The sequence below is a fragment of the Arthrobacter sp. KN11-1C genome (genome assembly GCF_052180225.1).
Taxonomy (GTDB): Bacteria; Actinomycetota; Actinomycetes; order Actinomycetales; family Micrococcaceae; genus Arthrobacter.
Window position 1 is genome coordinate 4,170,175 of the sequence record NZ_CP197467.1, and the last position, 24,732, is coordinate 4,194,906.

Consider the following 24,732-nt stretch of genomic DNA (forward strand, 5'->3'; position numbering starts at 1 on the left):
ATGTCCGACGTGAGCAACGACGGGTTCGTCCCGCTGTTCGACGGCGTCAGCCTGGCCGGTTGGCGTGCCGCGCCCCGCGTCTACGGTTCGGTGTATCCCGGTGGGCCGAGCGTCCTTGAGCATTTCAATCGCCTGGGACTTGAGCGCCCCGTGGAGCCGGAGAAGCATCCCGCCCGCTGGAAGGTTGAAGACGGCGTCCTGATCGGCGAGCAGGACGCTCCCGGGAGCGGCTACGGCGGCTACCTTGTCAGCGATCAGGCGTTCGGGGACTTCGAGCTCGTCCTTGAGATGCGTCCCGATTGGCCGGCCGATACCGGGGTGATGATCCGGCGCCAACGGGACAGCTGGGAAGGCTTCCAAGTCCTCGTGGACCACCGCCCGTCCGGCGGGATCGGCGGCTTCTTCGGCAACGGGCTGGCAAGTTTTTCGGCGGTTCCGTTCGCGATCGACGTCGCCCTCGACGACGCCGGCCGCCCAATCGGCCTCAAAGCAGACGACCCGGCCACCTCCATGGAACCAATCACGCAAGAGAAGCGGTCCCGCCTCAGCTACGCCGCCGACGTCGATGACTTCCTCGACGTGTGGCGCTGGGATGACTGGAACGAACTGCGCATTCGCTGCGTGGGCGCCATGCCGGTCATCACCACGTGGATCAATGGCCTCAAGATCGCAGAACTCGATACCGCCACTTTGCAATCCCCCGACTACGACGCCGACGCGGTTTACGGGGTGCTGGGCGACCGCGGACACATTGCGCTCGAAGTCCACGACAACGACGAAATGTTCGGCGAAGCCCGATGGGGTGTCGGGGCGCAATGCCGGTGGCGGAACATCCGGATCAAGGAACTCCCGGCCGGTCCAGGCGGGGGCTCGCAGTGATACGGACCCTCCAACATAGCCAGCGTTGCGAAGTGTGGATCGCCTCTGCCACCGGCGCTTCCGAGCGCGTTTTTGTCACGGAAGAACTGCTGCTGGAAGCACCGAACTGGACGCTCGATGGCCAGGCCCTCATCCTCAACGGTGACGGCGCCCTTTGGCGGCTGGATCTTTCCGGAGGACTCGAGAAAGTAGCCATCACCGGCATCCCGGACCTCAATAACGACCACGTCCTCGCGCCCGACGGCTCCACCATCTTCCTCTCGGCGAATGACGGCCATATCTACCGCGCGGACCTCGGCGGCGGAGAGGCGGCGCGCCTAACAGCCGACGACGGGTGGTTCCATTTCCTCCACGGCGTCAGCCCCGACGGACAGACGCTCGCCTACGTGGGGATAGAAGCCGGGGACTTCACCCAACCGGGCCGGCTCATCACGATGCCTGCGGCCGGCGGTCCTTCCTCGCTCTTAGACACCGGCCCTGGCCATTGCGACGGTCCCGAGTACTCGCCCGACGGCGAATGGCTGCACTTCAATACCGAAGCCTTCACGGACCGTCCGGGCCACGCCCAACTCGCCCGGGCCCGGACCAGCGGCGGCATGCCGGAGCGCCTGCTTGAGAGCGGCACCGTCGACTGGTTCCCGCACCTCTCACCCGACGGGCGCCTGGCCAGCTACATCCGCTTCCCCGGCGGCACTGCAGGCCACCCCGCGGACTTGCCGGTCGACGTCGTCGTTGTTTCCACGAGCGACTGGCCGACGCCAATCCACACCTGGCCCCTCTTCGGCGGGCAGGGAACTCTCAACGTCAACAGCTGGTCGCCCGACTCCGAGCGGTTCGCTTATGTTGCCTACCCCGTCAGCACTTCGATTGGAACACCATGATCCGCCACACGGTCGCTTTCTCCCTCATCCACGAGCCCGGTTCCTCCGGGGAACGCGAATTCCTGGACGCAGCGGTCGAAACGTTGACCGCAATCCCAGTGGTGCAGGACTTCCGGGTGTCCCGCCAGATTTCACCGAAGAGCCCGCTTGCCTTTCAGTTTGAAATGACGTTCGACGGCGTTGAGGCCTTCACCTCCTACAACAACCATCTTGCCCACGTCGGATTCGTGGAGTCCCGCTGGACGAAGGAAGTGTCCGACTTTCAGGAGTTCGATTTCGAACCCTACGGCCTGGAAGAACGGTAGGAGACTCCATGGCCGACGTCAGCGCTCTTGAAACATTGGAAACGCTCAAACGCCAAGAAGAGGAACTGATTTTCACCTCGTTCGATCACGGGGACGCCTGGAAGCTCGGCTCGCGGCTCACGGGCATGGCACAGACGGCCGGCCATGCCATCGGTATCGACATCCGTCGCCCCGGACTCATCCTTTTCCGCGCTGCGCTCCCCGGCATCACACCGGACCAGGAATCGTGGATCGCACGGAAATCCGCACTCGTGTTGCGGATGGAGTCCAGCAGCGCACTTGTAGAAGCCCGCTTGTCCTCGGCCGGTATCGATCCGGTGGCCAGTGGGTGGCTGGGCGCCGACTATGCGGTGACAGGGGGCTCGTTTCCCGTGCGGGTCCGCGGCGTTGGGGTGGTCGCGGCCGTCACTGCGTCAGGCCTTTCTTCGCAGGAGGATCATGACCTCATTGTCGAAGGGATCCGCCAACACCTCGCAGCCTAGGCGGGAACACCTCCCCCAACGCTCGGGCGGGCCACCGCCGTCGTCATTCTTCCGGAAATGCCCCTTAAGATCAGTCTTGAGGGGCATTTCTGCGCCCGCTTGCCTGAAAGGACCGCATGAGCCAGACAATCCGTGAAGCAACAGCGGACGACGCCGGACCGCTGGCGGAGCTTGCCGCCGTCACCTTTCCGCTTGCCTGCCCGCCGGAGTCCTCGCCCGAAGACATCGCGGCGCACCTCCGCAGGACGCTCAGCGCGGAGAAGTTCACGGAATACCTTGCCGATCCGGACATCACCATCCTGGCCATCGACGCCGCCGGTGAACTCCGCGGCTACAGCATGCTCGTGGGCCGCCCCACGAGCGATACCGACGTCGCCTCGGCCCTGACACTCAACCCGTCCACGGAACTGAGCAAGTGCTATGTGCATCCTGAACACCACGGCCTGGGCGCTGCCGCGGAGCTCATGAAAGCCACCTTGGACCGCGCTGCCGGCTCGGGCGCTGCCGGTGTGTGGCTTGGCGTCAACAGCCAGAATGCCAAGGCCATCCGCTTCTACGAGAAGAGCGGATTCAGGAAGGTCGGGACCAAGTCGTTCCGCCTGGGCGACACCGTGGAGCACGATTTCGTGATGGAGCGGGCCGTCTAGGACGCGGAAATGGGCTGGCGACGCGCAAACAGATTCACGCGGCCTGGATACGGGTAGCGCCGGCCCGTTTCTGTGTCACACAACATTTTGCGTGTCGTGAACGCCGGGTTGTGACCAGTCCAACAGGCCTGGCCGGGAATGACCGGCGTCTACTTCCGGTTGTCGCAGTCATGAAGATTGAGATCTGGTCAGACGTCGCTTGCCCGTGGTGCTACATCGGAAAGCGCCGGTTCGAAACGGCCCTGGCTGAATTCCCGCATCGCGACTCGGTCGAGATCCAGTGGCGCAGCTACCAGTTGGATCCGAGCATCCCGGAACACTACGACGGCACCGAGCTCGATTACCTGAGCAAGCGCAAGGGCATGGACCCCACGCAGGTCAGCCAGATGTTCGAGCACGTGGCGTTGCAGGCAAAAGGCGAGGGCCTCAACTACCGCTTCGACGACGTCGTGGTGGCCAACAGCTTCACGGCACACCGCCTCATCCACCTCGCCGCCGCCCACGGCAAGCAGGACGAAGCCAAGGAACTGCTCTTGAGTGGCCATTTCGAACACGGCAAGGACATCGGCAGCCAGGAGTACCTGAGCAGCCTCGGCAGCGACCTTGGCCTGCCGGAAGCCGAAATCGCCGAGTTGTTCAGCACTGACAAGTACGCGGAGGACGTCCGCGGCGACATCGCCGAAGCCAGGATGATCGGCGTCACCGGCGTGCCGTTCTTCGTCATCGACCGCAAGTACGGACTCTCCGGGGCCCAGCCCTCGGAGGTCTTCACCCAGGCCCTCACACAGGCGTGGCAGGAAGCGAACCCGCTGGTCGCCGTCGGCAGCCCCGACGCCGAAGCCTGCGGCCCGGACGGCTGCGCGATCTAGGGTCGCCCCCCAAGCCGGCGAGCTTTCCGGCCCCGACGGCGACTTTCCCGTAAATTTCGTGGCGTGCGTCACGAACAGGGCACGGGTGGCGTATATAGAAGGGAGCCCCGACGGGGCTCGATCTTCAATCGCCAGGAATCACTTCCACCCACATGAGGAGCCCCATGACAGAGCGTCCGACAGGCCAAGTTCCGCCAGGACCGGGCTGGTATCCGGACCCTGCAGGATCGGGCAGGTCGCTCTGGTGGAACGGCACGAACTGGTCCGGCTACCTCGCGCCGTCGCAGCCCGCGGTTGCTCCCGGTAGGTGGCGTCCTTTGATCAGCCCACAGACCCCCGTCTACAACACCCTCATTTGGCTGATCGTGGCGACCCCTCTGGTCATTGTCGTGTTGCAGGCAGCCTTGTGGAATCCCGTTCCACGCTTCGTCTACGTCCGGGGTGTCAGGACGGTTGACCCTTTCTCCATCATCACGCCCGGGTACTTTGTGGTGGTCGCTGTGGGCTTCCTCGGATACGCGGGGACTATCGTCGCGGCCTATTTCGACCGGAGGAAGCTTGCCCGGTCCGGTGTCGCCTTCCCGTTTCATTGGGCCTGGGCGTTCCTCAACACCGCTGTCTACGTGATTGGCCGGTCCGTGATCGTGCGCAAAGTCGCGCCCGGCAGGGGTTTGGATCCGGTGTGGACCTTCATCGGCGTGTTTGTACTGAGTATCGTGATCAGCTTGGTCCACACCTCGTTGATCACTCAGTCCTTCTACGGCGTCTACGGATACTAGTTCCTGGACTGTCCCCGGCTAGGGTCTTCACTCGAGCTACTTTGCTGACAGATCCCTGTAAAGTGTCTGTATGCCTAGGATTACGGCCGCCACCAATGCCGCGCAACGCGCTGAAACCCGACGCCGGGTCCTGACGGCTTTCGGAGAACTGCTCTTCACCCACGGCCTGCCCGGCTTGACCATGACTGATGTCGCGCGCCACGCCGGCGTCGGCCGGACCGCGGTGTACAACTACTACGCCGACATGGAACAGCTCCTCATCGCCTACGCCCTGGACGAGACAGAGAGGTTTCTGGGGGACCTGCGCGAATCCCTCGCGGCACTTCAGAACCCGGTGGACCGCCTTGCCCTCTACGTGCGCGCCCAGGTGGAAGACCTCAGCCGACGGCACCTCCCACCGGGTCCTGCGATGGCGGCAGTCCTCTCCCCCGCGTCCTTCGCGAAACTGGCAGACCACGTGGGCGAACTCAACCTGCTGCTCCAGGACATCCTGCGCGACGGTATCGCCGCCGGCTACCTCCCGCCCACCGACGTCGGCCAGCTCGCCCGGCTGATCCACGGAACCCTTTCCTCCAGCGCCGCACGCGGCAATGCGGCGAACGGCGCGGAGCTGGACGAGCTTGAGGAGCGGCTGGTCCAGACGGTGCGGTTCATCCAGTTGGGCGCAGGAGCAAGGTTCGACGACGACGGCCGGCCCGCGCGGCTGGCGTAACTCGCTCGCGGGGCTGGCTGCGTCCGCCGGACTAAGGCGTCGGAATCACCGGCAGCTTCGCGTTGTCCGCGATCCGCTGCTCAAGTCGGGGACAACTGAGCTTCCCCGGAGTGTTGTCCACGAGCTCCGGTGCCACGAGTGCCGAGAATCCCGGTGCGAGGATGAGGTCCACGGAACCATCCGTGCGTTGGTCCTGGACGTAATCGGTGCCGGCGATATTCTTCTGGATGTTGAAGGCTGCCGCCTGGCCGCTGGATCCCGAAACCACCACTGCGGGGCCGGTGTAGCTCGTGGTGGAGTTGTCCACCGTGCCAACGTTGTATCCCCGGGCCTTCAACTGGTCCGCCACGTTCTTGGCCAGGCCGGGCCTGGCAGCAGCGTTATAGACATTGACGCTGATCTTGTTGTTGGGCGTGTAGTCGAAAACCGTGGCGGGACACACGGCGGCCGCCGCTTGGCTTGCAACCGCGGAGGGGAAGCGGATCACGCCGTTCATGACTGCCCACGCCCCCACGAGTCCGGCAACAACCACTCCGACAAGCAGCGCGAGAACGATCCCGTGCAGGAGGCGGCGGCTGAACCACCCCGGATGGCTCTCAGGCCCGGGAGCCTCAGCAAAAGTTGCCCGGAGGTCCGGACCGGTGACAACGCGATGCCCGTGCAGGGTCGTCGGATCTTTCTGGCGACCGGGACGTTTCGGGCGCTTGCCCGGATCCGCGTTCTCGGGCACGGCCACCTGCTCTTCCGGGATTGTTTCGTTAACCATCTATCACGAGCACCCGGGCGTGGATGGCCGTGCGCTGGTGGAGCGCGGTCCGTACTGCACGGTGGAGCCCGTCTTCGAGATACAGCAGGCCTTGGTACTGCACCACGTGGGGGAAGAGATCGCCGAAGAACGTCGAATCCTCGGCCAATAGGGCTTCAAGGTCAAGGGTGCGCTTGGTGGTGACAAGTTCGTCGAGCCGGACCGGACGCGGGGGCAGCGAGGCCCAGTCCTTTGGCGTGGAAAAACCATGGTCGGGGTACGGGCGTCCCTCGCCCACAGCTTTGAATATCACTGTGCAAGCCTAAAGAAGTAAGGCGCCCAAGGGAACTTGTGAGAAGTCGGCCACGAAGGTTGTGGCCAAAAGGTAACCGTTGGCGGACGGTGCGCGCCGAACGGTGGCGCCTGCCGCCGTCGGCCGTCACACCACTGCCGCCACGGACTAACAGAGACGCGGGGCTGACAGAATGGGATCATGACTGCTTCAATGCCAGGCACGCACCCGGCTGCTCCCGCCCTCGCACTGCTCCTCGACGTCGACGGCCCTGTCGCAAGTCCCGTGACGCGCGATGTGAAGCCGGCGATCATCGCCGACCTTGTGGGCTTGGCATCCGCAGGCATCCCCGTCATTTTCAACACCGGCCGCTCGGACGCTTTCATCCGCGAGCAGGTCATGGCTCCCATGATCGCCGCCGGAATGCCCGCCGGAACCGTGGTCCACGCGATCTGCGAGAAGGGCGCCGTGTGGTTCAGCTACACCTCGGGAGGCGCCGGGCCCATCCATGTGGACCATGAGCTTGCCGTTCCGAAGGCCTACGGCGACGACGTCCGCCGCATGGTGGCAGAGGACTATGCGACGCACATGTTCTTCGATGAGACAAAGCGCGCCATGGTGTCGGTGGAGCAGCATCTGGACGTCTCCAGTGACGACTACCTGGCCGAGCAGAAGCTCTTCGACGCCGACGCCCTGGAACTCATGGGCAGGCACGGGCTCTCCGCCGCGCTCCTGGATCACCACGCACCTGAATCCGACGACGCCGTGGACTACCGCCTGGACCCCACCATCATCTCCACGGACATAGAGTCCGTCCGGCTTGGCAAGGATCTCGGCGCCAGCCGAGCGGTGGAGCTCCTCGCCGCCCAAGGGATCACCCCGCGGGCCTGGCGGACAGTGGGCGATTCGCGCACGGACTACGCCATGGCGGATTGGCTCCACCACAATGACCACAGCGTGAAGCACGTCGACGTGCGGCCCGCGGACGGTGTGCCCAACAAGCCCTACGATGTTCTTACAGTCACAGACCTCGGCCTGGGCCACGACGTCATTCACGACGACGCCGGAGGCGCATTCCTGCGCAGTTGGCGTGAAGCCTTGGTGGGCTAGGTTCACCAAGCCCACGCGGACCACAACCTTTCGGAGAAAAGCCATCACAGACATGGACCAGCAAGCAATCTACTTCGGTAGCCCCGCCTCCGACGACGATGCGGTCGTTCCCGAACCGACATCGCCGGCTGTCGAGGCGCGCCTCAAGCACCGCGCCGACGTCGTCCGCCATCGCGGCCGTTACAGCTTGCTGAACCAGAACCGCACCCCGCAGGAGGTGATGGTCGAGGACCTTCTCGTGATCCGTGCCGCACTCGACGCCGCCGGCCTGGACTTCATCCTGGTCCGCGGCAACGACCACCGGCCCGTGATCGCCGTCGACTGGAAGCTCCGGAAGAAATTGCGCCAGGCTCTGGTCTCGGCTTTCCGGAACGAGCCGTTCTACTCCATGACGGTTGACGCGCGGAAGAAATCCACGCTGCTGGTGGCCGATGGCGAGCTGTCCAGCAACCGGAAGGCCCGGATCTTCCGGCTCTTCCGTCCACGCGTGGAACCCGGAGGCGGGCTGACGTACGGTCCGTCGTTGGGCGTGCAACTGGAATTGTGGGAGTTCGCCGGCGAACAACTCGTGTTGCCGGTGGAAAACTCCCTGACCCGGCGAACCATGCTGCGCCAGGACGCCGTCCGGGGCACGGTGGAACGCCACGGGCTGAGCTGGCCGACCATCGAGAACATGTTCGCCGACCACGCGAGCGACATCGACTTCGACGTCGACATCGTCTTTTCATGGGTGGACGGCAACGACCCCGCCTATATCGCGGCCCGCCGCGAGCAGATGAAAGACGCAGTCGTGGGCGAGGGAGACGCCCACGAGGCCCGTTTCCGGCAGATCAACGAGCTCAAATATGCCCTGCGCTCGGTGCACATGTACGCGCCCTGGATTCGCCGGATCTATATCGCGACGGACTCCCCCGCGCCGGAGTGGCTGGCCGAGCACCCGAGCGTCAGGATCATGCGCAGCGAGGAGTTCTTCAAGGACCCCACAGTGCTGCCCACCCACAACTCCCAGGCCGTGGAATCCCAGCTGCACCACATTGAGGGCCTCTCAGAGCACTTCCTGTATTCCAATGACGACATGTTCTTCGGCCGGCCCGTAGCACCGGACATGTTCTTCACTCCCGGCGGAATCACCAAGTTCATCGAAGCTTCCACCCGGATCGGGCTGGGAGAGAACGACGCCGAACGCAGCGGCTTCGAGAACGCTGCCCGCGTCAACAGGAAGCTCCTCTGGGAGCGGTTCGGGCGCATCACCACACGCCACCTTGAGCACACCGCCGCACCCCTTCGGCGCAGCGTGATCGCAGAGATGGAGCGCGAGTTTCCGGCCGAATTCACCAAGACGGCCGGCAGCAGGTTCCGTGCGGCGGACAACATCTCCGTGACCAACTCGTTCTACCACTACTACTCGCTGCTCACGGGCCGGGCGGTGACGCAGACGGCAGCCAAGGTCAGGTACGTGGACACCACCCTCTGGTCCGGGCTGCACTATCTGCCCACATTGCTCGCGAAACGGAACGTGGACTTCTTCTGCCTCAACGATGGCAGCTTCCCCGAAGTGGCTGCCGATGAACGGGCCGGGCTCGTCACGGACTTCATGGAGAAGTACTTCCCCGTCAAAGCTCCCTGGGAGAAGTAAGATCCCCCGAAACGCTCGCTCACCTATGACCGTTCCCGGCCCATCCCTCGCTCACCTATGAGCGTTCCCGGCCCATCCCTCGCTCACCTATGACCGGTAATTTTCCAATTCTCCGCCGACAAGTTACCCCGCGTTAGCCTTATGTCTGGTTGGATGGGGTCTATTGGGGCAGACACTGGAGGCGCCGTCTCCTACCGACCCGAAGGCAGTAATGGAGCTCATTGAGGCGGAACATCCTCGGCCAGGACACGTCCTTCTGCACATTAGCGATTCTCACTTGTTGGGAGGGCCGGAACCCCTGTACGGCGCGGTAGACAGCGAAGCCAACCTGAGGCAACTCTTTAGTGAAGTGCACGCATCCAAGGTTCGCCCGGACGCCATGATTTTCACGGGCGACTTGGCGGACCAGGGAGAGCCGGACGCTTACGCCAAACTGCGCGCGATCGTCGAACCCGCTTGCCGCGAGATGGGCGCACGCGTGATCTGGGCGATGGGAAACCACGATGACCGGGCCAATTTCCGCGCCGGCCTGTTCGACCAGGCTGACAATGACGCCTCTGTGGATCGCAGCTACTTCGTCAACGGGCTGCGAATCATCACGTTGGATACATCCGTTCCCGGCTTCCACCATGGTGAATTGAGCGCGGACCAGCTCGAGTGGCTTGCGTCGGAACTCGCAACACCAGCCCCGGACGGCACCATCCTCGCACTACACCACCCACCCGTCCCGAGCGTCCTCGACCTCGCCATCCTCGTAGAGCTACGCGGCCAAGCCGCGCTAGCCGAGGTCGTTCGAAACTCCGACATCCGCTCGATCTTGGGCGGCCATTTGCACTACTCCACCACAGCCACGTTCGCCGGCGTGCCGGTCTCGGTGGCGTCTGCAAGCTGCTACACACAGGACCTCAACGTTCCGCACGGAGGAACCCGCGGCCGGGACGGCGCGCAAGCATTCAACCTGGTGCATGTGTACGAGCAGACGATCGTGCATTCAGTGGTGCCCCTCGGCAAGTCGCCGACCGTTGGCGAGTATGTCAGCCCCGAAGCCACGAGGCGCAAACTGGCCGAAGCCGGCATTCGGATTCCGCAGCTTCCCACCCACGAAAGCCGCATCAAGGCCGACGCCGGGTACACGGGAAAGTCGCGAAGCTAGGCTCCGGCCGCCGTCGAGCATGTCTGCGAATAACTGCAGGAGTGTCCGCCGAAAACCGGGCATAAGTGAGCGAGCGTCGGCCGAAAACCGGGCATAAGTGAGCGAGCGTTTTGGAAGAGCCCGACGGCGGCCACTTCCCCCAACCCCCGCTCACCTATAAGCCCACTTTCCCCAACGCTCGCTCACCTATAAGCCCACTTCCCCCAACGCCCGCTCACCTATAAGCCCACTTTCCCCAACGCTCGCTCACCACGGTGAGCGGGCGTCCGCCGAAAAGGCGACATACGTGAGCGGGCGTCCGCCCAAAAGGCGACATACATGAGCGGGCGTCGGGGCCACTGAAACAGACCCTCTTGACGCAAACCTGTGCCGCCCCTCACAATAAGCGAATGGCTTTCACTAAAGAAGAGGCGGCACTCATGCCGTCCGCGACCGTCAGCGTTGACGGCGGATTGAAGAAGAACGCAATAGGCACTCGCGACATTGTGTTCATGTTGGTGTCGGCGGCCGCTCCGCTGACCATCGTCGTCGGGATCGCCCCGCTCGCCCTCGCCGTGGGCGGCGTCGGGGCTCCCTCCATTTACCTCGCTGCGGCCATCGGCCTGGGCTTGTTCGCCATAGGTTTCATGGCACTTACCCGCCACGTCCGGTCCTACAGCGGCTTCTACGGCTACATCTCGAAAACGCTCGGCCGCGTGGTGGGCCTCGGCTCCGGCCTCACTGCCTGGATGAGCTACAACGGCCTGCAAATCGGCCTCTACGGTCTGCTGGGCATCCAAGCCAACCTCGCCGTGAAGTCCTTCACCGGCGTGGAACTTCCCTGGTGGCTCTACGCGATCGTGTCGATCGGGGCGGTCTGGTACCTGGGCTGGCGCGGTATCGACGTCGGCGCCAGGGTCCTCGCCGTCCTGCTCACCCTCGAAACCGCGATCGTGGCCATCGTCGCCGCGTTTGTCCTGGCCCAGGGCGGCGCGCACGGCATCAGCTTTGAATCATTCAGCCCGCAGGCCGTCTTCTCCCCGCAGTTCGCCGCCGTCCTTGGCCTGGGCTTCTCCGCTTTCATGGGATTTGAATCCGGAGCACTGTACCGGGAAGAAGCCCGCGACCCGGATCGCAGCGTCCCTCGGGCCACCTACATCTCCATCGCGTTCATCGGCGCGTTCTACGCCTTTGCGGTCTGGATCATCGTCCAGGCCTTCGGGGCGGATGCCGTCCAGGCGTTCGCCGCGGGCCATCTCGACGCCGGGGACACCGCCTACATCGCAGCGGGCAACTTCGCGGGCGGCTGGTGCGTGAGCCTCATGAGCGTGCTGATCGTCACCAGCATCTTCGCCGCCCAGCTCTCCTTCCACAACACCATCAACCGCTACACCCTGTCGCTCAGCCGCGAGGGCATCTTCCCGAAGCGCTCCGGCCGCATCAGCCCGCGATACCGGACGCCCTCCGTGGCCGGATTCGACCAGACCCTGCTCGCGCTCGCCCTCGTGATCGGCGCGGCGTTGTTCCGCTTGGACCCGTTCACCCAGTTCCTGATCTGGACGAACACCCCGGGCGTGATCGGCATCCTCCTCCTGCAGGCACTCACGGGAGTCGGCGTCGTGGTCTTTTTCACCCGCCTCAAGGACCACGGCCTTCGCTGGTATGTGGTCCCTTCGGCCGTGGCCGCGACCATCATCATGTGCGCCGTGACCTGCCTGATGGCCAACAACACCCAACTCCTCACCGGCCTCCCGGCCGGTGACCCCGTCAACACCACGCTCCTCGTCGTCGCGCCGCTCTTGTTTGCGGTCGGAACCGTGCTGGCCCTCGTGCTGCGCAAGGCGAACCCGTCCGCCTACGAGCGGATCGGCCACTCCGAGTGATCACGGAGCCTAGTCTTGAGGGATGCAGACTCCCAGCAAAACCAGCCAGCTAGGACGCCCGCGGACACCGAGGCTCTCGCGGAAGGCGATCGGCCGCGCGGCGCTCGAGATGTTCGAGGAGGAGGAGAGCCTCTCCATCCCGCGGCTCGCCGAGCGCCTGGGCGTCAGGCAGTCATCCTTCTACAAGCACGTCACCGGCCGCCAGGAGATCATCGAACTGGCCCGTGGCGCGCTCGTGGAGAGAGCTCCGATGCCCGAGTTGCCGTCCGGGAGCCTTGACGATGTCATCCGCGAGATCTTCGACTCCCTTCGCAAGGCATACGGACTGGTGCCGGCGCTCCTTCCCCTGCTTCTCACGCAGCCGGTGTCACACCCGGCAGCTTTGGAGCGCTACGACCGGTTTGTCGAAGCGTTTGAGATCGCGGGGGCGCCACGGCACCTCATCATTCCCGCCCTGGAAGCCCTCGACAGCGCAGCGATCGGCGCGAGCCTCGACGCGATGACGATGGAATCCGCATGGAGCATCAACGAAGAGGAGGAAGCCACGTATCCACATCTGTTCGCGGCAAAGAAAGCCGTGGCAGAGCACCCTGTAGACCGCTTCGCATTCCTGGCCGATGTCCTCTCGGCAGGATTGAGGGCGGCCATCGACGACGACTGATCCTCACCGGGCCGGCGTCGGAAACCCGAAAACAACAAGGAGTTACATCTTGACCACGCCCGAGCCCATCGACCTCGTCATCTTCTCGTCCAGCATCCTCCACGGTGAGGAGCTCACCGAGACCGCCGGTTTCGTCGCCATCGCACAAGGCCGCATAGCGCACGTCGGCAGCACCGACGGCGAGCAGACACCCAGCCCCGCCGCCGAATGGACCGCACGGGCCAAACGAGTGATCGACGTCGGCGACGCGACAATCTGCCCCGGCCTGGTTGACGCCCACATCCACCCCATCCACGGGGCGGAAATAGCCCGAGGCCTCGACTTGGGCGGGATCACCGAGCTCGACGACGTCCGCGCCGCCCTTGCGCGCTACGCCGCTTCCACGCCGCACGCCGTCGGCTCCGAGTGGTTGTTCGCTTGGGGCCTCGACCCTGCCATCTTCGGGGACGCGGGCTTCAACAATTCCCTCTTCGACGGCATCCTCGACGACGAACTCGTGTCCATCACCCTGTTCGACGGCCACGCCTCACTCGTCTCCGACGCCGCCCTCAAGCTCGCCGGCGTCACGGGCACGGAAGAACTGCCCAGCACCGGCTACGTCGGCCTCGACCAGCACGGCAAGCCCAACGGCATGCTCTACGAAATCGCCGCCCAGGACCTCGTGCGCGGCTTCCTTCCCCAGCCCTCCTTCGAGCAGCGCGTCGATGATCTCGGGAAACTCCTGCGGTCCATGGCCGAATCCGGTCTCGTAGCAGGCCAGATGCTGGACTTCGGTGCCCCGGACACCTTGGAAGTGCTGGAGGCCTTGGAGCGGAAGGGCGAGCTCGCCATCCGTCTGCGGATCTCCCCATGGGTCATGCCCGGCGCCACCGAAGAGGACCTGAAGGCCATGCTGGCGATGCAGGGCCGGCACGGCAGGCGTTGGCACGTTCACGGCATCAAGCTCATGATGGATGGAACCATCGACAACGGCACGGCGTGGCTCTTTGAACCCGATACCCACGGAGAATCGCTCCACCCGCTCTGGCACGATCCTGAAGCCCTCGCTGCAGCGATGACGTTCTTCCACAAACACCGGATCCCCACCACGACGCACGCTATCGGCGACCAGGCCGTTTCGTTTGTGGCGCGGACCATCGGAGCCCTTCCCAATAACGGCACCGTCCACCGGATCGAGCACATCGAGTCCATCCCGGATTCAGTCCTGGCGGAAATCATCAGCGCGGGTGCCGCAACGAGCCTGCAGCCGACGCATTGCGCCCTCTACAGCCGCGCCGACCACACCGACAACTGGTCCCGCAGGCTTGGCAGCGAACGGGCCAACCATGCCTGGCGGACCCGCGATCTCCGCGACGCCGGAGCCATCGTTGCGCTCGGTTCGGACTGGCCCATCGCTCCGTTCGACCCGCGGGCGATCATCGCCTCAGCCCAGACGCGCCGCCCGGCCGGCCGGCCCGACGTCGAGCCCGTCCAGCCCCAGCAGGCGCTGTCCGCGCGGGCCGCGCTCGAAGGTTACACGAGCCAATACTGGAAGTCTGTCGGCGAGGAAGGCGGCATCGTGGAAATGGGGGCCCGCGCCGATCTGACGGTGGTCCGGCACAATCCCCTGACCACCGCGCCGGACGAATTCGCGCAGACGCCGGTGATCCTGACGGTCGTCGACGGAGAAATGGTTGTCGACAACCGCGAGGCGCTTACCGCGGGAGCCACTCCGGACTCCCTCCGGAGGGCTTAGGCCAGGGCATCTTCGAGCGCGTCGATGAGCTTCTCGGAATCGGGCTCGACGGCGGACGGGAAGCGGGCGAGCACCTCGCCTTCGCGGCTCACGAGGAACTTTTCGAAGTTCCACTTCACCTTCTGCGGTTTGGAGCCGTCCGCCGTCCGGGTCAGCTCGGCATAGAGGGGGTGCTGGTGCTTGCCGCGGACCTTGGACTTGCTCGCGAGCGGGAACGAGACTCCGAAATTGCGCTGGCAGAAGTCCGCGATCTCGGCGTCGGAACCCCGCTCCTGCGCCCCGAACTGGTTGCACGGCACGCCCAGGATCTCGAATCCACGGTCACGGTATTTTTCGTAGAGCACCTCAAGTCCCGAGTACTGGTGCGTGAAACCGCACTTCGAAGCCACATTGACTACCAGTACGGCTTTGCCCTCGAAACGCCCAAAGTCGGCCTCGGAGCCGTCGTTGAACGTCAGGGGGATGCTGTAGAGCAGGGACATTGAATCGCTTCCTTACGACGTGGAACCTCGGCGAGCTGCCGCATTCGAGTCTACGCTCGGCGGAGCTGTTGGGCGGGACCAAAGGAATGCGACGACTTAGGGCTTGGGAACCACCGATTTGGTCGTTGACGTGGCCGACGGTGTGGCGCTGCTGGGCGCCGACGGCGTGGGTGAGGTGGGTGCCGGCGTCGCCGGAGCGGTCGGGGCTGGCTGGGTGTACGTCACGGTTGGCACCGAAGCAGGGAGGCTCGACGCCGGCGCCGCCGTGGGCGGTGCGGTCACCGTGGGCGGAACTGTCGGCGGCTGCGTCCCGGCAGGAGTCTGCGTCCCGGCAGGAGTTTGCGTCCTGGTAGGGGCCGGCGACGGGCTCGGAGTGCCGGTGGGTGACGCCGTCGGCGTCGGCGACTTAGTCGGTGTCCCGGTCGGGCTCGGCGTGGGCGTTGCCGTCCCGGTCGGCGTCGGCGTCGGCGACTTAGTCGGCGTCCCGGTGGGTGACGCCGTCGGGCTTTGCGTGGCCGTGGCAGACGGGCTCGGCGCAACCTTCGCCTCCTGCACCCCGCCCGTCACCGCCGGTCCGGCGGGAACGGCGCCCGGGTCGGTCGGCACGGCACCCGGGATGGACCAGACCGAGCCAGCCGAGGTCGCGGTGGCGGAACCTGGCTGGTAGCTGACCATCGGGATATCGCCGAGGGGATCCACCTGCTTGGTGGGCAGGAACGTCCAGTTCATCGGGTTGGTGTAGACGCCGTTGAGAATGGTCTCGAAATGCAGGTGGCAACCAGTCGAGGAACCCGTGGTTCCCACCCTGGCGATGACCTCGCCCACCCGGACAGTTTGCCCCTTGGTCACTGCGATTCCCTGCAGGTGGTTGTATGTGGTGACCAGGCCGTTGCCGTGATCGATTTCCACGCGATTGCCGCCGCCCCACGGATGCCATCCCACGGCTCGGACCACGCCGGAGTCGGCGGCGTAGACGAGCGTTCCGCAAGCGGAGGCGAAGTCCTGGCCCCAGTGGAACTCTCCCGGCAATCCGGTGATGGGATCGATCCGCAATCCGAAGGGAGAGCTCGGAACCAGCACTTCGAGCGGCGCGTAGAGTTTCCCGGCAGGGGGCCGGTCGAGGGAGCTCGACGCGACGTTGAGGGTGCCTATGCCGTTCTTGTCGAGGGTTTGGACCGGGGAACGCTCAAAGGACACCGTGGCTTTGTCGCCCGCGACGACGGGGGCCGACGTCGGGCTTTGCGGCGCGGTCTCCTGCGTGCTGGCGGTGGCGCCATCCGTGGGTAGCATGCCGGGTTCCACCTGGCCCATGGCCAACGACGCATTGCTCGCCGGTCCGCCCAAACCCGGGCCTTGGAAACCGAAAGCGAGGATCACCATGACAGCGAGGAGGCAAGCCGAGAGGACCCGGCCAAATTTTCTTGTGAGCACCAGGTCGATGACCTGGCCAGACTCATGATGCTTTCCCACAGCGGCTCCTGAGACAGGCGCTCATCCCCAAGTACGGGCGCGCTTGTCCCATTGTGGCCGCTATGAAATCGATTGGGAACACTCGACTTCATACTCGGCCGGTCCGCGAAACACTCGCCGGGCCGTAGCGGGCTACTCGCCGAGGTTCTCTTTCAGCAACGCGCGGTGCTCGACGGCGGCATCCGAATGGAGCGCGCGGCCGGCCTCGGTCAGCTCGAGGTACAGCGAGCGGCGGTCATCCGTGCACGTTACGCGGGAGACGAGTCCGGCTTTCTCCAGGCGGTCGACAACCTTGGAGACGGCGCTCTGGGTCATGGGGGTCCGCTCCCCGAGCGCCTTCATGCGGCAGGCAGAGTCAACGCTTTCGGCAACGAGATCGAGGATTTCGAATTCGTTCAGGCCGATGTCGAACTTGGCTTCGAGGGCACGGTCGATGGCGGCCGCGGTGCGGAAGTACGAGTTCTGGATGCTGCGCCATTGCTCAACCAGCTGGCGATCCTGCGTTGTTGCCATGGCCCGATTCTAGTCGAAACCCTAAATAAAGTCCACGTCATAAGATTCCAAGTCATATTCCTTGTCATTGAATGACGTGTCATATAGATTGATTTTCATGACTTCACCAAGCACCCTCACGAGATCTGCCGAGCAGCTCCACACAGCCGTCCGCTGGACCCGGGCCCAGTGGCTGCTGCTTATGGTGGTGTGCACCGTTCTGGCCCTCGACGGCCTGGACGTTTCCATGGTGGGCGTGGCCCTTCCCTCCATCGGGCATGAACTCCATCTCGGAACCGATTCCCTGCAGTGGATCGTTTCCGCCTACGTCCTGGGTTACGGGAGCCTTTTGCTCCTGGGCGGGCGGCTCGCCGACCTTCTGGGCCGGCGTCGGATCTTCCTCATCGCCTTGACCGTGTTCGCCGCCGCATCACTCCTCGGCGGCCTCGTGAATGATCCCACCCTCTTGATCGCCACGCGCTTCGTCAAAGGCCTGGCCGCGGCATTCACTGCCCCTACCGGGTTCTCCATCATCACCACCAATTTCGCTGAAGGCCGCGAGCGCAACAAGGCGCTGTCCATCTTCACCACTTTCGGTGCGAGCGGCTTTTCGCTCGGGCTGGTGGTGGGCGGGCTCATGACCAGCCTGAGCTGGCGCTGGACCTTCCTGGTCTCGGTGCCGATCGCCGTCGCCGTCGTGCTTCTCGGCATGCTGTTCATCCCCCGGGACAAGCCGTCCACGGAAGAGAGCGGGCACGACGTCTGGGGCGCGGTGACCCTCGCACTCGGCATGCTTGGCTTGGTGTACACCTTGGTTTCAGCTCCGCAGAAGGGGTGGGGATCTGTGGCAACAATCGCCGGATTCGCCATCTCTGCTGCCGTGCTGGCAACTTTCGCCGTCATCGAAAACCGCGTCAAGCACCCGCTCATCCGCTTCGGCATCCTTCGTGAAGGCTGGGTGGCCCGAGCCAACCTGAGCGCCATCGGATTGTTCGGCTCCTACCTGAGCTTCCAGTTCATCCTCACGATGTACCTCCAGTCCGTGCTCGGCTGGTCTCCCCTGGGCATGGCGCTTGCCTTGCTTCCCACAGGGCTCCTGGTGGCAACGAGCGCTCCCTTCGCAGACAGGTTCATCGAGAAGTTCGGAGCCCCGAAGCTCATCCTCACCGGCCTGACCTCGCTGGGACTGGGTTACGTCTTGTTCCTCCGCGTTGGAACCTCACCCAACTATGTCCTCGACATCCTCCCCTCCGTCATCCTGCTGGGCATCGGCTTCGCCTTGGCCTTCCCGTCCATCAACGTCCAGGCCACCGCCGGCATCCGCGATTCGGAGCAGGGGCTGGCCGCCGGACTCATCCAGACCAGCACGCAGGTTGGTGCGGCCCTGGTCCTTGCCGTGACCACTGCGATCGTGAGCGGGCACGACGCCGGCGCAGGCAGCACGGCCAGCGCGGCAGCAATGCTCGACCAGTACCGCCCGGGACTGGTCCTGAGCGCTGCCGTGGCCATCGCGGCACTGCTGGTGGCAGCGTCCCCGGCGCGCCGCCGTCGGGCACTTGCCGAGCAGCCCGCAGCCTAAGCGGACGCGTTAGAGGTGCCGGCCCGCTGTTTTCACAGCGGGTCGGCACCTCTGCGTTAAGCGGGTACCGCTGTTTTCACAGCCGCCCGGCGCTTGCGCCAACGGATTGCTGCGCGACAATGGACCATGGTCACCTTCCTGAAGAAGTGGCAAGCGGAACTGAGGATGACTTTTACGGGTCACCCGCAGTCCACTCCCGACTGGGTGCTGCGGCTTGCCGAGGGAAACGACCCCGGTTACCACCTTCCCGGCTCGGCCGTCTGGGCTGTCCACGGCTCCATGTCCACCATCGTCGCCGGAATCCGGGTACTGCTCATGCAGTCACTGCACCCCGGCGCCTTGGCGGGGGTCTATGACCATTCAAGCTTCAAAAGGGATCCCCTCGGACGGTTGGCTAACACCATCCGTTGGATCTTCACCGTGAGCTACGGCTCCATGGACGCGGCCCACATGGCGACCCAATTCGTGCGGCGGGTCCATGACTCCGTCAAAGGCAGCTACGTCGACGCGCACGGACAGACCCGCGATTATTCGGCCAATGATCCGGAGCTTCTCCGCTGGGTCCACGTTGCGTATGCGGATTCCTTCGTGGCGGCGCACCGGATCTGGGGCGGGGCGGTCCCGGGCGGCGCCGATGCCTACATCCGCGAGTGGGCGCAGGCAGGCCGCCTCATGGGAGTCGAGGATCCGCCCCTGAGCCTCGCCGAGGTGGCCTCGGAAATGGACCAGTGGTACGCCTCCGGCCATCTCCGCGCAGACGAGCGGCTCAGGGAAACCATCGACTTCATCAGGTATCCCCCGTTGAAAGCGTCGCTGCAACCCGGTTACCGGATTTTGTTCGCCGCCGCCGTGGCCAGCCTGGAGCCCCGGTACCGGGAACTTCTCGGGCTGGAAAAGGCCCGGTTTGGCCCCATCCCGTTCCCGTCGATTCTCGCCGCGCGGGTGGTCCTCGCCGTCGTGCGCCTGACCTTGGGCCGCAGCGGTCCCAGCGAACAGGCCGCCCGGAAACGGCTGCGGCGCCTGGGGTACGAGGCATAGACGCAAGGAAGCCCGGCGGAACGGCTTGTGGCCGGCCCGCCGGGCTTCTTGGCGAATCGCTAGATCAGCGCGTCCGACAGGTGGTTCGGAGTCCCGAAGCGGTGCGCCGTGATGCTGATGGCCTGCTCGTGCAGGAACGGCAGCATCTCGATGCGTCCGGCCGGGGTCACCGCGCCGTGGTAGATCGCGACGTCGGGACGACCGCCCGTCGCGGCGCTCAGGGCGCTGCTGTCCCCGCCGATCAGGCGGATGCGGCCACCGTTGATGCCTGCCGCGGAAGCCAGCCATTCGGCGTCGTTCTGGATACGGGTGCTCACGTTGAGTCCCGCGAATGCTGCGATGACAGCTTCGGGGAGCTCGACGGCGGAGGACACTGTGAGTGCCGAACCCGCCACAGCACCGGCTGCTACGACGCGAAGCAGGTCCACGAGCTTCCCGCCTTCGGACAAGCGGATGGTCACGGGGATGGCCCGGTAGCGGAAGACGTTGCGTTCGGCGCTCAGGCCGGAGACGTCCTTGCGGGTACCGAATTCCGTGGCCCATGCCTCGGCGTCGCTGAGGAGCGCCTTTTGCAGGGTTTCCGCGTCGCTGGCCTCAACAAGCGGGCCTGCCGCCTTGGCCGCGGCCAGGATCGAAGCTGCCGCACCCTGGAGCGTCGCACCGCGCTTGGCGCCGGGCTCCGCGGGGAGCCAGCTGCCCAGCCCCACCAGGTAGTTGGGTCCGCCGGCCTTGGTGCCAGCGCCCACGGCGGACTTCTTCCAGCCGCCGAACGGCTGCCGCTGGACGATGGCGCCCGTGATGCCGCGGTTGACGTAGAGGTTGCCGGCCTGGATGGTGTCCAGCCACACGCCCATCTCATCGGAATCGAGCGAGTGCAGTCCGGCGGTGAGGCCGTATTCGATCTCGTTCTGGATGGCGATGGCTTCTTCCAAGGTGGACGCCGTCATGACGCCGAGGACCGGGCCGAAGAACTCGGTCAGGTGGAAGTAGGAGCCGCGCTTGACGCCAAAGCGGATGCCCGGCGACCACAAACGGCCGGTCTCGTCGAGCTTCTCGGGCTTCACGGCCCAGGTCTCGCCCTCGCCGAGGGTGGTCAGCGCGTTGAGGAGCTTGCCGTTGGCCGCCTCGATGATCGGGCCCATCTGGGTGGTGGCCTCTTCCGGGTAGCCCACCTTGAGCGAGCGGGCGGCATCCACGAGCTGGTTGTGGAAGCGTTCGGAGGTGGCAACGGAACCCACCAGGATCACGAGCGAAGCGGCGGAGCACTTCTGTCCGGCGTGCCCGAAAGCCGAGTAGACGACGTCCTTGGCGGCAAGATCGAGGTCCGCATGCGGAGTGACGATGATGGCGTTCTTGCCTGAGGTCTCCGCGAGCAGCGGGAGGTCCTGGCGGAAGGAGCGGAAGAGCTCGGCCGTCTCGTAGCCGCCGGTGAGGATCACGCGGTCAACGCTGGGGTGCGAGACCAGCTGGGTGCCCAGCTCGCGTTCTTCGAGCTGCACGAGCGCCAGCACTTCGCGCGGCACACCGGCTTCCCACAGCGCGTCCACCATGACGGAACCGGAGCGTCGGGCCTGCTTTGCGGGCTTGATCACGACGGCGGAACCGGACGCGAGTGCCGCCAGCGTGGAGCCCGCGGGAATGGCCACCGGGAAGTTCCACGGCGGGGTCACGACGGTGAGGTTCGCCGGGACGAACGTGGCGCCGTCGACCGTTTCCAGGTCCTTGGCGCGCTCCGCGTAGTAGTGCGCGAAGTCGATTGCTTCGCTGACTTCGGGGTCGCCTTGTTCGATGGTCTTGCCGGTCTCGGAGGCCATGACCTCGAGGAGTTCGGCGCGGCGGGACTCCAGGATGTCGCCTGCGCGGTGCAGGATGGCTGCGCGCTCTGCGGCCGGCATTGCACCCCACGCTTTGCCGTGTTCCACGGCGGTGGCGATGATGCGGTCCAGTTCCTGGGAGTCGCTGACCTTGCTGGCGTCAACAATCGCGTTGCCGGCGGTGGAGCCCGGGATGCGGTCCAGGATGGCGCGGCCCCAGGCCCGGTTGGCGGGCAGGGCAGGATCGGTGTCCGGAGTGTTGGCGAAACCGTGGTTTGGCGTGGAGGCCGCGGGCTGGTTGCGGTCCTGGGTCCGGTTGGGTGCGGGAACGGCGTCGTCCAGCTCCGCGAGGGAGGCGAGGAAGCGCTGCTTCTCGCGCTCGAACAGGGTCTCGTTCTCGCTGAGCTCGAACACGGCGGACATGAAGTTGTCCTGGCTTGCGCCTTCTTCGAGGCGGCGGATCAGGTAGGCGATGGCGACGTCGAACTCGCCCGGGTGCACTACCGGCGTGTACAACAGGAGGCTGCCGACGTCCTTGCGGACGGCCGTGGCCTGGCCTGTGGCCATGCCGAGGAGCATCTCGAACTCGATGCCGTTCGTGACGCCGCGCTCCTTGGCGAGCAGCCAGGCGAAGGCCACGTCGAAGAGGTTGTGGCCCGCGACGCCGATGCGCACCGCGTCGATGTGTTCCGGGGTGAGGGCGTAGTTGAGGACTCGCTTGTAGTTGGTGTCCGAATCCTGCTTGGTGCCCCAGGTGGCGAGCGGCCAGCCCTGGATGGAGGACTGGACCTGCTCCATGGGCAGGTTGGCGCCCTTGACGACGCGCACCTTGATGGGAGCGCCGCCGTTTGCGCGGCGGGCCGACGCCCATTCCTGCAGTTCCTGCATGGCCGAGAGCGCGTCCGGGAGGTAGGCCTGCAGCACGATGCCGGCCTCGAGGTTCTTGAATTCGGGCTTGTCCAGGATCCGGGTGAACACGGCCATGGTCAGGCTGAGGTCCTTGTATTCCTCCATGTCCAAGTTGATGAACTTGGGCTTGGGGAACGATGCGGCCAGCTCGTAGAGCGGGGTGAGCTTCTCCACCACGTGATCCACTGCTTCGTCGAAGGCCCACAGCGAGTGCGGGGCCACCGTGGAGGACTCCTTGATGGAGACGTAGTCGACGTCGTCGCGGGCCAGGAGCTTGAGGGTTCCCTCGAGCCTGCGGCTGGCTTCACGTTCGCCCAGGACGGCCTCGCCCAGCAGGTTCACGTTCAGGTGGACGCCGTTCTGCTTGATCTTGGCGATGGCCGGGCCGAGCTTGGCGTCCGTGGCGTCCACGATCAGGTGGCCCACCATGTCTCGGAGGACTTTGCGGGCGATCGGGATGACCACTTGCGGCAGCACCGGAGCCATCACACCGCCCGTGCGCACAGCGGCACGCATGTACCAGGGCAGGAAAGCCGGGACCTTCGGGGCAAGCTTGGCCAGGTTGCGGCCGGCGACGGTCAGATCTTCGGGGCGGATGACGCCGTCGACGAATCCCACGGTGAAGTCCAGGCCGTTCGGGTCCTTGAGGACGCCGGCGAGGCGCTGTGCGGAAACGTCAACGGGCACCTTCGAGGCTTCGGTGAGCCAGTGTCGAACCAGTTGGATGGCTTCGTGGGCCAACTCCTGGAGGTGTCCGGATTCCGGGGTGGATTGTGTCCTGGCGTCGATGCTCGAATCCCGGGTTGGTGTGCTCATGCGCTTCGTTCCTTTTGGTGCGGAGAGTGCTTTGTTTCCATCAGTATGGATCTACAATCAGATTAGGAAAAGCGATCTTTTCTGAAGAATATTCATTAGATTTCTCGAACCTTCTGGAGAGCCGAATGCTGGACGTCCGCAGGCTGCGCTTGCTGCACGAACTAAAGATCCGCGGAACGCTCGCAGAAGTGGCGGACGCGATGAAGTACAGCCCGTCCTCCGTGTCCCAGCAACTGACCTTGCTGGAGAAGGAAGCCGGCGTGAAACTGCTGAGAAAATCCGGTCGCCGGGTCCAGCTGACGCCGCAGGCCGAGATCCTTGTGGAGCATGCCGCGTCCCTGCTGGCCACCCTCGAGCGGGCAGAGACGGACCTCGCCGCGTCCCTCTCGACGGTGACGGGCACAGTGCGGCTGGCCGTATTCCAAACCGCCGCCTTGGCTCTCATGCCGGACTTCCTCACCATCATGAAGGGCGAGTATCCCGAAGTGCGCGTCGAGATGATCCAGCGCGAACCCGAGACCGCGCTTTACGAAACGTGGGCCCGGGACTTCGACATCGTGGTGGCCGAGCAATATCCCGGGCACGCCGCACCGCACCACCCCGGCCTGGACCGGGCCACCCTGACCAGCGACGCCATCAGGCTGGCCACTCCCCCGATTGGCCTTGGTGGGGAATCGATCTCCTCGCTCGCGGATACGGCTTCGCTGCCTTGGGTCATGGAACCGCACGGTGCGGCGTCGCGACACTGGGCGGAGCAAGCATGCCGCTCCGCCGGTTTCGAGCCCGATGTCCGCTACGAAACCGCCGACCTCCAGGCGCAAATCCGGCTTATCGAGTCCGGCAATGCCGTGGCCCTCATGCCGGACCTCGTGTGGACAGGCCGGACGACGCCGGTCCAACTGCTCGACCTCCCCGGACTCCCCACGCGGACAGTCTTCACATCGACGCGCACGGCAGGCCGGATCCACCCGGCGATCCTGGCCTGCCGGGAAGTGCTGGAGCGGGTTGCTGCGGAGCGGGTTTAGGGGCTCTCCGGGCGCGGGCCGGGCGCAGGTGCCGTCGGATTCTGCACGATCATTCCGCTCGCAGGGCCCGCGACTGCGTAATTCCGTGGGCTTAGAGTTCGCCCATTCGAATGATTGAGCAGAATCCGACGCCAGTTCGTATAGGGCCGGAACGCAAAAAGGCCCCGGTCCAAAAGACCGGGGCCAAAACGCGGAGAATGGGGGATTTGAACCCCCGAGGGCGTTAACCCAACACGCGTTCCAGGCGTGCGCCATAGGCCGCTAGGCGAATTCTCCATTGCTTCTGAATCAAAAGCAGACTCCACTGTACCCGAGAATTTCGGCATCGCCCAATCGGGACTTTCATGGTGTCGGGCAGG

23 protein-coding genes and 1 tRNA gene are annotated in these 24,732 nt (G+C 65.0%); 17 read left to right on the forward strand and 7 right to left on the reverse strand.

Annotated features, from left to right (window positions below; translation table 11 throughout):
- The 8 genes from ACSBOX_RS19470 (at position 1) to ACSBOX_RS19505 (ending at position 5,554) form a co-directional block, all read left to right on the forward strand.
- Positions 1-879 (forward strand): 3-keto-disaccharide hydrolase, encoded by an 879-nt coding sequence (locus tag ACSBOX_RS19470; RefSeq protein WP_442543941.1) that lies wholly within the window; start codon positions 1-3, stop codon positions 877-879.
- Positions 876-1,760, forward strand: a complete 885-nt coding sequence (locus tag ACSBOX_RS19475; RefSeq protein ID WP_442543942.1) for a TolB family protein — start codon at positions 876-878, stop codon at positions 1,758-1,760. The genes ACSBOX_RS19470 and ACSBOX_RS19475 overlap by 4 nt, the downstream gene beginning before the upstream one ends.
- Positions 1,757-2,065 carry a Dabb family protein gene (locus ACSBOX_RS19480; protein ID WP_442543943.1) on the forward strand — a complete coding sequence of 103 codons (309 nt, stop codon included), beginning with the start codon at positions 1,757-1,759 and terminating at the stop codon, positions 2,063-2,065. Before ACSBOX_RS19475 ends, ACSBOX_RS19480 begins: the two co-directional genes overlap by 4 nt.
- Positions 2,066-2,073: 8 nt before the next feature.
- Positions 2,074-2,547 carry a heme-degrading domain-containing protein gene (locus tag ACSBOX_RS19485; protein ID WP_442543944.1) on the forward strand — a complete coding sequence of 158 codons (474 nt, stop codon included), beginning with the start codon at positions 2,074-2,076 and terminating at the stop codon, positions 2,545-2,547.
- 116 nt (positions 2,548-2,663) lie between these two features.
- Positions 2,664-3,194 carry a GNAT family N-acetyltransferase gene (locus tag ACSBOX_RS19490; protein WP_442543945.1) on the forward strand — a complete coding sequence of 177 codons (531 nt, stop codon included), beginning with the start codon at positions 2,664-2,666 and terminating at the stop codon, positions 3,192-3,194.
- Positions 3,195-3,364: 170 nt separating this feature from the next.
- Positions 3,365-4,063, forward strand: coding sequence for a DsbA family oxidoreductase (locus ACSBOX_RS19495; protein WP_442546072.1), 699 nt, complete (start codon positions 3,365-3,367; stop codon positions 4,061-4,063).
- Between the two features lie 164 nt (positions 4,064-4,227).
- Positions 4,228-4,842 carry a DUF2510 domain-containing protein gene (locus ACSBOX_RS19500; RefSeq protein ID WP_442543946.1) on the forward strand — a complete coding sequence of 205 codons (615 nt, stop codon included), beginning with the start codon at positions 4,228-4,230 and terminating at the stop codon, positions 4,840-4,842.
- Positions 4,843-4,912: 70 nt separating this feature from the next.
- Positions 4,913-5,554 (forward strand): TetR/AcrR family transcriptional regulator, encoded by a 642-nt coding sequence (locus tag ACSBOX_RS19505; protein ID WP_269996042.1) that lies wholly within the window; start codon positions 4,913-4,915, stop codon positions 5,552-5,554.
- Positions 5,555-5,585: 31 nt separating this feature from the next.
- Here the strand turns inward: ACSBOX_RS19505 and ACSBOX_RS19510 are convergent, their stop codons facing one another.
- Positions 5,586-6,320, reverse strand: coding sequence for a LytR C-terminal domain-containing protein (locus ACSBOX_RS19510; protein ID WP_442543947.1), 735 nt, complete (start codon positions 6,318-6,320; stop codon positions 5,586-5,588).
- Positions 6,313-6,612: a type II toxin-antitoxin system VapB family antitoxin gene (locus tag ACSBOX_RS19515; protein WP_059388531.1), complete on the reverse strand. Its 300-nt coding sequence runs from the start codon at positions 6,610-6,612 to the stop codon at positions 6,313-6,315. The genes ACSBOX_RS19510 and ACSBOX_RS19515 overlap by 8 nt, the downstream gene beginning before the upstream one ends.
- Positions 6,613-6,792: 180 nt before the next feature.
- Between ACSBOX_RS19515 and ACSBOX_RS19520 the strand changes: the two genes are divergently transcribed.
- From ACSBOX_RS19520 to ACSBOX_RS19545, 6 genes are all read left to right on the forward strand, one after another.
- Positions 6,793-7,701, forward strand: a complete 909-nt coding sequence (locus tag ACSBOX_RS19520; protein ID WP_442543948.1) for a hypothetical protein — start codon at positions 6,793-6,795, stop codon at positions 7,699-7,701.
- Between the two features lie 52 nt (positions 7,702-7,753).
- Positions 7,754-9,337: a stealth family protein gene (locus ACSBOX_RS19525; RefSeq protein WP_442543949.1), complete on the forward strand. Its 1,584-nt coding sequence runs from the start codon at positions 7,754-7,756 to the stop codon at positions 9,335-9,337.
- A 211-nt stretch (positions 9,338-9,548) separates the two neighbouring features.
- Positions 9,549-10,490 carry a phosphodiesterase gene (locus ACSBOX_RS19530; RefSeq protein WP_442543950.1) on the forward strand — a complete coding sequence of 314 codons (942 nt, stop codon included), beginning with the start codon at positions 9,549-9,551 and terminating at the stop codon, positions 10,488-10,490.
- A gap of 389 nt (positions 10,491-10,879) precedes the next feature.
- Positions 10,880-12,352 carry an APC family permease gene (locus tag ACSBOX_RS19535; RefSeq protein WP_442543951.1) on the forward strand — a complete coding sequence of 491 codons (1,473 nt, stop codon included), beginning with the start codon at positions 10,880-10,882 and terminating at the stop codon, positions 12,350-12,352.
- A 22-nt stretch (positions 12,353-12,374) separates the two neighbouring features.
- Positions 12,375-13,013 (forward strand): TetR/AcrR family transcriptional regulator, encoded by a 639-nt coding sequence (locus ACSBOX_RS19540; protein ID WP_442543952.1) that lies wholly within the window; start codon positions 12,375-12,377, stop codon positions 13,011-13,013.
- A gap of 49 nt (positions 13,014-13,062) precedes the next feature.
- Positions 13,063-14,748: an amidohydrolase gene (locus tag ACSBOX_RS19545; RefSeq protein WP_442543953.1), complete on the forward strand. Its 1,686-nt coding sequence runs from the start codon at positions 13,063-13,065 to the stop codon at positions 14,746-14,748.
- On the opposite strand, the gene ACSBOX_RS19550 is transcribed toward ACSBOX_RS19545, so the two are convergent.
- From ACSBOX_RS19550 to ACSBOX_RS19560, 3 genes are all read right to left on the reverse strand, one after another.
- Complete coding sequence (locus tag ACSBOX_RS19550) at positions 14,745-15,230, reverse strand: glutathione peroxidase (protein WP_415986162.1); 486 nt, start codon at positions 15,228-15,230, stop codon at positions 14,745-14,747. The genes ACSBOX_RS19545 and ACSBOX_RS19550 overlap by 4 nt on opposite strands.
- Positions 15,231-15,326: 96 nt before the next feature.
- The gene (locus tag ACSBOX_RS19555) at positions 15,327-16,700 is read right to left on the reverse strand and encodes a peptidoglycan DD-metalloendopeptidase family protein (RefSeq protein ID WP_442543954.1); all 1,374 of its coding nucleotides are present in this window, start codon (positions 16,698-16,700) and stop codon (positions 15,327-15,329) included.
- A 132-nt stretch (positions 16,701-16,832) separates the two neighbouring features.
- Positions 16,833-17,213: a MarR family winged helix-turn-helix transcriptional regulator gene (locus tag ACSBOX_RS19560; protein WP_268025513.1), complete on the reverse strand. Its 381-nt coding sequence runs from the start codon at positions 17,211-17,213 to the stop codon at positions 16,833-16,835.
- Between the two features lie 97 nt (positions 17,214-17,310).
- On the opposite strand from ACSBOX_RS19560, the gene ACSBOX_RS19565 reads away from it, so the two are divergent.
- Positions 17,311-18,771, forward strand: a complete 1,461-nt coding sequence (locus tag ACSBOX_RS19565) for an MFS transporter (protein WP_442543955.1) — start codon at positions 17,311-17,313, stop codon at positions 18,769-18,771.
- Between the two features lie 126 nt (positions 18,772-18,897).
- Positions 18,898-19,809 (forward strand): oxygenase MpaB family protein, encoded by a 912-nt coding sequence (locus tag ACSBOX_RS19570; RefSeq protein WP_442543956.1) that lies wholly within the window; start codon positions 18,898-18,900, stop codon positions 19,807-19,809.
- A gap of 59 nt (positions 19,810-19,868) precedes the next feature.
- On the opposite strand, the gene ACSBOX_RS19575 is transcribed toward ACSBOX_RS19570, so the two are convergent.
- Entirely contained in the window at positions 19,869-23,348 is a 3,480-nt protein-coding gene (locus ACSBOX_RS19575; protein WP_442543957.1) for a bifunctional proline dehydrogenase/L-glutamate gamma-semialdehyde dehydrogenase, read from the reverse strand.
- 125 nt (positions 23,349-23,473) lie between these two features.
- Between ACSBOX_RS19575 and ACSBOX_RS19580 the strand changes: the two genes are divergently transcribed.
- Entirely contained in the window at positions 23,474-24,373 is a 900-nt protein-coding gene (locus tag ACSBOX_RS19580) for a LysR substrate-binding domain-containing protein (RefSeq protein ID WP_442543958.1), read from the forward strand.
- Positions 24,374-24,564: 191 nt separating this feature from the next.
- On the opposite strand, the gene ACSBOX_RS19585 is transcribed toward ACSBOX_RS19580, so the two are convergent.
- Positions 24,565-24,649: transfer RNA gene (locus tag ACSBOX_RS19585), tRNA-Ser, on the reverse strand.
- Positions 24,650-24,732: the final 83 nt, after the last annotated feature.